This window comes from Salipiger sp. HF18 (assembly GCF_011806505.1).
Taxonomy (GTDB): Bacteria; Pseudomonadota; Alphaproteobacteria; order Rhodobacterales; family Rhodobacteraceae; genus Salipiger; species Salipiger thiooxidans.
Genome location: NZ_JAATOS010000129.1, coordinates 1 through 9,899 on the forward strand (window position 1 = coordinate 1; position 9,899 = coordinate 9,899).

The following is a 9,899-nucleotide window of genomic DNA, read 5'->3' on the forward strand; positions in this document are numbered from 1 at the left end:
CGCGCTCCTTCGCACGAAGATCGCGGCGGGATTAGCAACTCTACTTCTGGATTGGAATAGAAGACCGGCCCGCCGAAGAATTCAGCAGGTAATGCAGCAGATCCGAATGAGGGTTGCTTGCGTGGTCATGCGCCTCCCATACCGCGATCGGCCCCGTCCGTCCAGCATTTCGACAAGCCGGGTCACGGTGCACAGGTTGCGGGCGGTGAGCGGGCAGCCTTCGACCGCCTCGAGCCGCTGCGCCAGCTTCGAGCGCCCGAAGCCCCCGGGCGTGAAAAGCCAGGCTATGCCCCTGCCCGTCCCGGGACCGTCGCCCTCGGCCCTGCGCGCCCGCGCGGGCGGGCGGGCGTTCGGGCGCGCCGACGAGGAAATCCGCGTGGAGCTGCCTCGGGGCGTCCGGTGTAAGGGGGCAATCGTCGCGGGCGTGGCGCAGCGTGGCCTCGGTCAGCACCAGCACGGGCATGTCGAAGCCCCTGGCGGCGCGGATCACCTCGCGCAGCGCGCCGGCCTGCGCCTCGGGCTTGTCGTCGACGTCGAAGGCGAGGTTGCAGGAGGAGATGCAGCTCTCGACGTCGCGCCAGCCGAGTGTGTCGCAGAGCCCGCGCAGCTCCTTCATGGGCGGGGCATTGGCCCCGCCCACGTTGATCCCGCGCAGACGGGCGACATGGGTCAGGGTCGGCCTCCGTTCCCCGCCAGTGTCGCAGCGCGGGCCGGGACATCAGGCGTAGCTGACGACCTCGAACTCCACGCCGTCGGGCCCGTCGAAGTAGAACCGCCGCCCGGGTTCGTAATCCGCGTGCTCGTGCGGGTGGAAGCCCGCCGCGCGCACCTTGTCCTCGGCCGCATCGAGATCGGGCACCACCACGCCGATGTGGTTCAACCCGCCCTGCCGCACGTAGCGCTCGGGCTTTTCGAGGGCTTTGCCCCCTGGGTAGTAGAGCGCGAGGTAGTCGTCGTCGGTGCCGACATGGATGGACCAGCCATCGCCCATCGCAGCGCCCTCCCAGCGGATGCGCCAGCCGAAGAGGTCGCAGAGGATCCTGGCGGTGGCCTGGGGGTCGGGGACGGCGATGTTCACGTGTTCCAGCGTGGCGTTCATTCGGGGCTCCTTTGCCTGTCTTGGGTCTGAACGGCACAAGCATCGGACCTCAAGTTCCATTGAGGTCAAACGAAAAATACAGAGGTCTTCCAGCCGGTTACGCGTTGCCCGCGCGAGGGCGGCGCACCGGCCAGACCTCGAACGGCCCCGCCGAGACCACCAGCGCACCTCCCGCGATCTCGAGCGGGTGCATGTGCTCGCCCGCGAGCGGCGCCGAGGTGACTGCGCCCACCTCCACCTTGGTCTGCATGAGGATGCCGACCCGCGCCGGGTCGAGCCGCACCGTTGCCCACATCAGCGCCGCCAGTGACAACCCCCACCAGAGCACGCCGGCAGGCCCGCGCCAGAGCGCCCAGGTGACGGCCGCGATGGCGGTGGAGATATGCGCGATAGGGTCAGTTGGTCATGGCCTGCCCCTGGCAGAACGGCGGCCGCGACCCAGGTCGCCCGACGTGCAACGGGCGGGACCGGTGCCCCGATCCCGCCCGTGCGGTGGTCACTGCTGCGGTTTCGGGCAGCGCCCTACTGGTTGGGCCGCGCCGCCTCGAGCTTGCGATAGGCCGCCACGTTGCTGTTGTGCTCGTCCAGCGTGGCCGCGAAGTTGTGCCCGTCCGCCGGGTTCAGGGTCTTTGCCACGAAGTAGATGAACTCCGACTCCGCCGGGTTCAGCGCCGCCTCGATGGCCGCGCGGCCCGGGTTGGCGATGGGGGTCGGCGGCAGGCCCGCGATCACGTAGGTGTTGTAGGGCGTCTCGGCGCGCAGCTCGGACTGGCGGATGCCACGCCCCAGCACGCCCTGCCCGTTGGTGATGCCGTAGATCACCGTGGGGTCTGTCTGCAGCCGCATGCCACGCTCAAGCCGGTTGACGAAGACGCTGGCCACGAGGAAGCGCTCCTCGGCGTTGCCGGTCTCCTTCTCGACGATCGAGGCCATGGTCAGCGCCTCGTTCTTGCTCTCGTAGGGCAGCCCCTCTGCGCGGTTCTCCCACGCGTTGTCGAGGATGACCTGCTGCGCCATCTGCATGCGCTCGATGAGCGCGCCGCGGCCGTCGCCCTTGGTGACCTCGTAGCTGTCTGGGGCCAGCGAGTCTTCGACCGGCAGGTTCGCGACCTCGCCGTCGAGCACGTCGACCTGCCCCAGCTCCTGCACCACCTGCCAGCTCGTGACCCCCTCGGCCAGCGACACGCGGAAGCGGGTCGACATGTCATCGCGGAAGGCGGCGTATTCGGTCGGAGCGGGCTCGGCGGGGTTGAACTCGAGCACCTCGGTATAGCGGCCGACCGCCGGGTCGAGCTCGCGCACCTGCACCAGCGCGCTGTTCACGCCGATGCGGTAGACCACCTCGGTGCCGCAGGTCGAGGCGCCGCCTTTGGTGACGATGTCGGTGATCTCGGTCATCGAGGCGCGCTCGGGCACGAGGTACGCGCCCGCCTTCAGCTGGCGTGCCTTGTCGGTGTAGTCGGCGCCGAGCCTGAAGATCATGCCGGACGAGATCGCGCCCTGCTCCTCGAGGTCCTGGGACACCCGGTTGAAGTTGCTGCCGCGCGCGACCTGCAGGCAGATCGGCGCGTCAAGCGGGCCGCTGGCGGAGTACTCGTTCTGCGCCCAGATCAGCGCCCCGCCGAAGAGGAACACCACCACGACGAGGAAAGTCAGCGCGTTCGAGGCGATGTTGCGCCACATTTATTCGACCTTCCCGAAGATCACGCTCGCGTTGGTGCCACCGAAACCGAAGGAGTTGGAGAGCGCGTGGGTGACCTTGCGCTCGCGCTTGGCATTGGGCGCGAGGTCGATCGGCGTTTCCACCGCGGGGTTATCAAGGTTGATCGTCGGCGGCGCGACCTGGTCGCGGATCGCGAGGATCGAGAAGATCGCCTCGATGGCACCGGCGGCCCCGAGCAGGTGGCCGGTGGCCGACTTGGTCGAGGACATGGTGACGTTGCCCGCGTGTTCGCCGAGCAGCTTCTCGACGGCGCCGAGCTCGATGGTGTCGGCCATGGTAGAGGTGCCGTGGGCGTTGATGTAGTCGATGTCCGACGGCTGCAGCCCGGCGGACTTCAGCGCGGCGCTCATCGAGCGCAGGGCGCCGTCGCCGTCCTCGGACGGGGCGGTGATGTGGTAGGCGTCGCCCGAGAGGCCGTAGCCCAGCACCTCGGCATAGATCTTGGCGCCGCGGGCCTTGGCGTGCTCGTATTCTTCCAGCACCACGATGCCCGCGCCCTCGCCCATGACAAAGCCGTCACGGTCGGCGTCATAGGGACGGCTGGCCTTGGTGGGATCGTCGGCGCGCTTGGTCGACAGCGCCTTGCAGGCGTTGAAGCCGGCGATGCCGATCTTGCAGATCGCCGCCTCGGCGCCGCCCGCGACCATCACGTCGGCGTCGCCGTACCTGATCAGGCGCATCGCATCGCCGATGGCGTGGGCGCCGGTCGAGCAGGCGGTGACCACCGAGTGGTTCGGGCCCCTGAAGCCGTACTTGATCGAGACCTGACCCGAGATCAGGTTGATCAGCGCGCCGGGAACGAAGAACGGCGACACGCGGCGCGGGCCCTTCTCTTCCATCATCACGGCGGTGTTGGCGATGGAGTTCAGGCCACCGATGCCGGAGCCGATCAGGACGCCGGTGCGCTCGAGATCTTCCTTGTCCTCCGGCATCCAGCCGGAATCCTCAACCGCCTGCTGGGCGGCTGCGAGACCGAAGAGGATGAAGGTGTCGACCTTGCGCTGCTCTTTCGGCTCCATGTAGACGTTGGCATTGAACTCGCCCTCGCCCTCGCCGCGGGGAACCTCGCAGGCATAGGTCGTGGTCAGGCCCTCGGTATCGAACCCGGTGATCGGTCCGGCACCCGACTGACCGTCGAGGATGCGCTCCCAGCTTTTTTCAACACCGTCGGCCAACGGCGTCACCAGCCCCAGCCCGGTAACCACAACGCGACGCATTGCTCTACCCTTCCCTCAAGTATTCTTTCGTGGACCCGCTCTTACCCTGCCCGCGCGCCTCGGGGCAAGGGTTCGAAGGCGGTTCAGCCCCACTCCGGGCCGAGATCCGCCCGTGACCGGTCGATCCAGTGGTCCCGGAGCCAGTCGCAGGGCTTGGAATGGCGGATGACGCTGCCGTTCCAGCCGTCGATCGCGTCGCTCATCTTGGGGCGTCCGTGGAAGCAGACGACGCGGGCGTCCTCGGGCAGACGCGGCTTGTGCAGCCAGTTGCCGGGGAACGGGTTGCAGTCGTACTTGAACGACACCACCCAGTCGCCGGGGATGTAGGTGAAGACGCCCCGATCCATGGCCTTGTGGCTGGTGTAGCGCTGCTCGGAGCCCCGCGCCTTTTCGACTTCCCTGTAGGCGTCGCTGGCGAGGTCCTCATAGAGGAAGCCGTGAAGCGCCGGGTCGAAGCGGAAGACGGAGCCGTGTCCGGTGGGCCTCCCCTTGCGCTTTTCGGTCCAGTCGTGGCGCATGGCGATGGTGCCGGGCGCGAGGTCATGGATCTCGTCCAGCGAGCCGGTGATGACCACGTCGAGGTCGAAGCCGAGGAACGGTCCCTCGAGATCCGGCACGAGGCCGGGACGGAAGAGCGAAACCTTGCGCATGGCGCCCTGCCGGTTGGCCACCGCAAGCGCCGCGGCCATCGGTTCGGCGAAGGGCTCGACCTGCAGCGGCAGCACCTCGATATCCGGGTGCAGCCCCTCGGCGTGCTCGGTCATGCAGAAGAAGCGGATCGGGCGCGACATGTTGCGCCGCACCCCGGAATAGAGCCGGTTGACGTATTCCGGCCCGAAGAGCGTGCCCCACTTGATGCAGATGATGTTGGCCGGTTGCGTCACTTGGGGTTCCTCGGTCTTTGTCGTCAGCGCTGTGTCGCCAGCGCTTTAGCCCAAAGCGCCCGCGCGGCCAAGCGGTGGCACCGGCGCGGGTCCGCCACCCGCCACCAAAAAGGACCGGGCGGCGATGCCGCACCGGTCCCGGGGATCGTGCCAGGACAGCCGCGCCGTCAGGCGGCGGGCATCCGGCGTTCGACGATCTCGGCGTACCACGAGCAGCCCGCCGGGATGGCGTTGTCGTCGAAGTTGTACTCGGGCGAGTGCACCATGGCAGTATCGCCGTTGCCCACGAGGATGTAGGCGCCCGGGCGCTCGTTCAGCATGAAGGCGAAGTCCTCGCCGCCCATGACCAGCGGTGCCTCGGCACAGTCACCGGCGACGGATTTCGCGACTTCGACGGCGAAATCGGTCTGCTCGTCGTGGTTCACCATCACCGGGTAGTTACGGCTGTACGAGACCGTGGCCTCGGCGTTCATCGCGGTCGCGATGCCGGTGCAGATCTCGGAGATGCGGGTCTCGGCCAGGTCGCGGTTCTCGGGCGAGAGCGTGCGCACGGTGCCGCGCAGGGTCACCCGCGGCGGGATCACGTTGAAGGCCTGCGACGAGGTGACGAAGCTGGTCACCGAGACGACGATCTGGCTCACCGGGTCGGCGTTGCGGCTGGCGATGGACTGCAGCGCGGTGACGATCTGGGCCGAGATGACGACCGGGTCGATGGTCTCGTGCGGCTTGGCGGCGTGGCCGCCGCGGCCTGTGACGACCACCTCGTATGTGTCGGTGGCGGCGAAGAACGGGCCGGGACGGATGGCGAAGCTGCCGAGCGGCTGGCCCGGCCAGTTGTGCATGCCGTAGACCTCCTGGATGCCCCAGCGCTCCATCATGCCGTCGTCGCACATGACCTTGGCACCGCCGCCGCCCTCTTCGGCGGGCTGGAAGATCACCACGACGGTGCCGTCGAAGTTGCGCGTCTCGGCAAGGTACTTGGCCGCGCCCAGCAGCATCGCGGTGTGGCCGTCGTGGCCGCAGGCGTGCATGGCGTTCGGGGTCTTCGAGGCATAGGGCACGCCGGTGTTCTCGTTGATCGGCAGCGCGTCCATGTCGGCGCGCAGGCCAATGACCTTGCCCGAGCCGCTGGCCTTGCCCCTGATCACGCCCACGACGCCGGTGCGGCCGATGCCCTCGGTCACCTCGTCGCAGCCGAACTCACGCAGCTTCCCGGCGACGATGCCGGCGGTGCGGTGCGTTTCGAACAGCAGCTCGGGGTTCTCGTGGAAGTCACGTCGCCAGGCGGTGATTTCATCCTGCAGCTCGGCGAAGCGGTTCTTGACGGGCATGGAGGGCTCCATTGATTTGATCATTTTTCCGAAGCGACCCTGCCACCGCCTGCGGGCCCCCGCAAGGGCTGCCCCGGCGCAAGCCCCGGGTCCCGAGCTCCGTCCCGAACTCCGGCCGGGCCGGTCCCAACACGACGACGGGGCCCGGCCGGCCCCGCCATGGTAGCATCTCGCGCGCCAAGGCGCACGACGCGGGCTCAGAGGTTGGGGCCGGTGACCAGCTTGGTGCCGTCCCAGAACCGCGAGATCCGGAAGCGCGACAGGTCGTGGCCCGGGTCGCGGCCCATCACCATGTCCGCGGCGATGCGCCCGAAGGCCGGACCGATGCCGAAGCCATGGCCGCACATGCCGGTGAGCACGGTCAGCCCCGGGATCTGCGGCACCCGGTCGACCACCGGCACCACGTCGGGCAATACGTCGATCATCCCGGCCCAGGCCGCCTGCAGCGGCACCTCGCCCATCTGCGGGAACTGGCTGCCGAAATTGCGGCGGGTCGCGGCGACCAGCCCCTTGTTGGGATCGGGCGACAGGATGCGCATGCGCTCGAAGGGGGTCTCGTCGTCGTCGTTCCAGCGCCGCGGCGTGCCCCATGCGTCGGGATAGCCGCGCGGTGCCAGCGCGCGCAGGCGGATGTCGAACTCGCCCGATACCGCCAGCGGCAGGTAGGTGCCCAGCGCACGGAAGCTGTCGGGCCCGACGAAGAGCTCGGAGGCCGCCGAGGGCGCCAGCGTGTAGCCGCCGTCGGCACGCGGGCGGAAGGCGAAGTCGGAGTCGACGCCGGCGCTGTTCACCGCCTGCGGCAGCGGTGCCGTGGCCATCGCGGTCGAGCGCACCGAAAGCTGCGGGATCCGCACCCCGTGGCGCCGCAGGAACAACGAGGACCACGCCCCGCCCGCCAGCACCACCTGCCCGGTGGCGATGCGGCCGCGCTCGGTGATGACGCCCGAGACCTCGCCGCCCGCCATGTCGAGCCCGCGCACGGCGCAGCGCTCGCGGCCCATGGCGCCCTCGCGCACGGCCAGCCGCGCCAGCTCGGGCACCGCCACCCAGGGCTCGCCCTTCATGTCGGTCGGCGTGTGCAGCGCCCCGACCCAGCGGCCGGCCCCGGCGCCCAGCAGTGCCTGCGTCTCGTCCGCGTCGAGCAGCCGCGACGAGACGCCCAGAGGTTTCGCCTGCGCCAGCCAGTCGGCGTAACCCGCCATGTCCTTGTCGGTGCGGGCAAGGTAGCTCACCCCCACCGTGCGCACGCCCAGCCGCCCGTCGCATTCCGCGTCGAGCGCAGTCCAGAGCTTCTGCGCCTCGAGCGCGACCGGGATCTCGGCAAGGTCGCGGCCCTGCACCCGGATCCAGCCCCAGTTGCGCGAGCTCTGCTCGGCGGCGACGCGGCCTTTCTCGAGCAGCACCACCGAGAGCCCGGCGCGGGCGGCGTAGAGCGCGGTCGAGACCCCGATCACCCCGCCGCCGATGACCACGAGATCCGCGAAGCCCGGCAGCTCGCCGTCGTGTTCGACCGGACCCTCGTCGCGGAACGGAAAGGTCACCGTCACGCGAGACGCTCCAGCAGTTTCTCGATGAAGGCCTACCCGGCGTCGACCTGGCTGATCTCGATGTACTCGTTGGGCTGGTGCGCGATGCCGATGTCGCCCGGCCCGCAGACCACGGCATCGTAGCCGGTGCGCTGGAAGTGGCTGGCCTCGGTGCCGTAGCTCACCTGCATGACGCCGTTGTCGCCGGTGACCTGACGCACCAGTTCCTCGGCCGAGTTGTTCTCGGTCGGGTTCAGCGGCGGCAGCTCGAACATCTCGCGCACCTCGATCCACGCCTCGGAGCACACCGCCTGCATCTGGGCCTGAAGCTCGGCGACCTTGGCGAGGAAGCGCTCGCGCCACATCTGGGAATCCTCTCCCGGGATTACCCGGAAGCCCACGCCGAACTCGCAATCCTTGGCGGTGATGTTGTGCGCCGTGCCGCCGCGGATCTGGCCGACGTGCACGTTGGTGAAGGGCGGGTCGAAGAGCGCCGCGATTGCGTCGGGCGTCTTCTCGGCGTTGGCGGCGTTGGTCTCGTTGGCCCATTCGATGAGCTTGGCGCCCCACATGATCGCCGACACGCCCCGGTGCAGGATCGAGGAATGCACCTCGACGCCGTGCACGTGGACCCAGAAGTTCACCCCGCCCTTGTGGCCGGTGACCGCCTTGAGCATCGTGGGCTCGCCGACGATCACCGAGCTTGCCTTGGGCAGCCCCGCCAGCATCGCCTCGGCAAGGTCCTTGCCGCCCATGCAGCCGAGTTCCTCGTCGTAGCTGAGGCCCAGCTGGATCGGCCGCGTCACGCCACGGTATTTCGCCTCGACCACCGCCCAGACCGCCAGCGCGTCAAAGGCCTTCATGTCGGTGGACCCGCGCCCGTAGAGCTTGCCGTCGCGCTCGGTCAGGGTGAAGGGATCGCTGTCCCACTCCTGCCCGTCCACCGGCACCACGTCGGTGTGCCCGGAGAGGATCACCCCGCCCTCGACCATCGGCCCCACGTGGGCGAAGAGCGCCGCCTTGGTTTCGGGCTCCTCCGGCTTGGGGTGGCGCTGGCTCTCGATGCCGTGGCTGGCGAGATACTCCTCGACCCAGTCGATCAGCGGCAGGTTGGGATCGCGGCTGACGGTGGGAAAGCTCACCAGCTTGGCGAGGATCTCGCGGGGGGAAAGGCGGGTCGGCATGAAGGGTCCTTCGTTTGTCTGCAAATGGCCTACGACGGCGGGCGCATCCCCGGCAAGGGCCGCGCATGCAACCCGGCCATGGTCCGCGCGCCCTGCCCGTCTTCGCGGCAGCGGCCGCGGGGCCCGGGGCTCAGGGCGCGAGGTCGAGCACCACCGGGTGATGGTCCGTGGGCCAGACGCCGCCGGGCTGCATCTGCGGCACGTAGGGGCCACCCGTGGCGTCGAGCCCCGCGAGGCCGATGTGGTCGATGGCGGGCAGGAGGTGCACGCCGCGGTTCAGATGGTAGGTCGCGGCGGGCACCCTTGGAAAGCGCAACCCTGCGTCCTGAAGGATCCGCATCACGCGCCAGCCGCGCAAGGCATTGAGATCGCCCGCAAGGATCACCGGCGTGCCGGCGTCGATCACCGCCGTCAGGCGGCGCGCGATGAGCTCGGCCGAGCGTCTCCGGTTCGAGGCGCTGCGGTATTCGAGATGCACGTTCACCAGGCGGAAGCGCTGGCCACCGCCCACCGGCGTGAACTCGGCCCACGAAGCGAAGGCGGGCCAGGAGCCGTCGAAGGTGCGGGAATAGATCACCTCGGGCGTCTCGGAGAAGAAGAACCAGCCCTGATCCTCCAGCCGCAGCCGGTCGGTGCGGTAGAAGATCGGCTGGGTCGAGGGAAAGCTGCGCCAGTCTCCGGTGGCGGCGGCCTCAAAGCCCGGCAAGCGCCCGAGCAGGTAGCCCCGCGCGAGGTTGTCCGAATCGTCGTCGCCGCCGCGAAAGCTCTCCATCTCCTGGAAGGCGATGACGTCGGCCTTCAGCGCCGCCACCGTGTCGCCCAGCGCCGCCTTGCGCCGTTCCCAGCCGGCGAGGCTCCAAGGCCCCTCCCCGCCCGAGCGCAGGTCGATGTAGTGGACGTTGAGCGTGGCGACCCGCAGCGTATCAGCGTGGGGC

10 protein-coding genes are annotated in these 9,899 nt (G+C 69.1%); all 10 read right to left on the reverse strand.

The genetic code is table 11. The features are described 5' to 3' along the window. Nucleotides 1–40 precede the first annotated feature (40 nt). Nucleotides 41–673: a DUF1697 domain-containing protein gene (locus tag HC022_RS12595; RefSeq protein WP_303049065.1), complete on the reverse strand. Its 633-nt coding sequence runs from the start codon at nucleotides 671–673 to the stop codon at nucleotides 41–43. A gap of 45 nt (nucleotides 674–718) precedes the next feature. Further along, on the reverse strand, nucleotides 719–1,099 hold the full coding sequence (locus HC022_RS12600; protein WP_167452669.1) for a VOC family protein: 381 nt from the start codon (nucleotides 1,097–1,099) through the stop codon (nucleotides 719–721). Between the two features lie 97 nt (nucleotides 1,100–1,196). Then, nucleotides 1,197–1,394: a hypothetical protein gene (locus HC022_RS12605; RefSeq protein WP_175583557.1), complete on the reverse strand. Its 198-nt coding sequence runs from the start codon at nucleotides 1,392–1,394 to the stop codon at nucleotides 1,197–1,199. A 227-nt stretch (nucleotides 1,395–1,621) separates the two neighbouring features. Continuing rightward, on the reverse strand, nucleotides 1,622–2,782 hold the full coding sequence (mltG, locus tag HC022_RS12610; protein ID WP_167452670.1) for an endolytic transglycosylase MltG: 1,161 nt from the start codon (nucleotides 2,780–2,782) through the stop codon (nucleotides 1,622–1,624). After that, nucleotides 2,783–4,039 carry a beta-ketoacyl-ACP synthase II gene (gene fabF, locus HC022_RS12615; protein ID WP_167452671.1) on the reverse strand — a complete coding sequence of 419 codons (1,257 nt, stop codon included), beginning with the start codon at nucleotides 4,037–4,039 and terminating at the stop codon, nucleotides 2,783–2,785. It abuts the gene before it with no gap. Between the two features lie 83 nt (nucleotides 4,040–4,122). After that, complete coding sequence (locus tag HC022_RS12620; RefSeq protein WP_167452672.1) at nucleotides 4,123–4,923, reverse strand: glycosyl transferase; 801 nt, start codon at nucleotides 4,921–4,923, stop codon at nucleotides 4,123–4,125. Between the two features lie 167 nt (nucleotides 4,924–5,090). Continuing rightward, nucleotides 5,091–6,254, reverse strand: a complete 1,164-nt coding sequence (locus tag HC022_RS12625) for a M20 aminoacylase family protein (protein ID WP_089955818.1) — start codon at nucleotides 6,252–6,254, stop codon at nucleotides 5,091–5,093. 197 nt (nucleotides 6,255–6,451) lie between these two features. Continuing rightward, nucleotides 6,452–7,795 (reverse strand): FAD-binding oxidoreductase, encoded by a 1,344-nt coding sequence (locus HC022_RS12630; RefSeq protein WP_167452675.1) that lies wholly within the window; start codon nucleotides 7,793–7,795, stop codon nucleotides 6,452–6,454. Nucleotides 7,796–7,833: 38 nt separating this feature from the next. Continuing rightward, nucleotides 7,834–8,964, reverse strand: coding sequence for an acetylornithine deacetylase (argE, locus tag HC022_RS12635; RefSeq protein ID WP_167452673.1), 1,131 nt, complete (start codon nucleotides 8,962–8,964; stop codon nucleotides 7,834–7,836). 130 nt (nucleotides 8,965–9,094) lie between these two features. Beyond that, on the reverse strand, nucleotides 9,095–9,899 hold an 805-nt coding region (locus tag HC022_RS12640), incomplete at its 5' end, for an endonuclease/exonuclease/phosphatase family protein (RefSeq protein ID WP_167452674.1).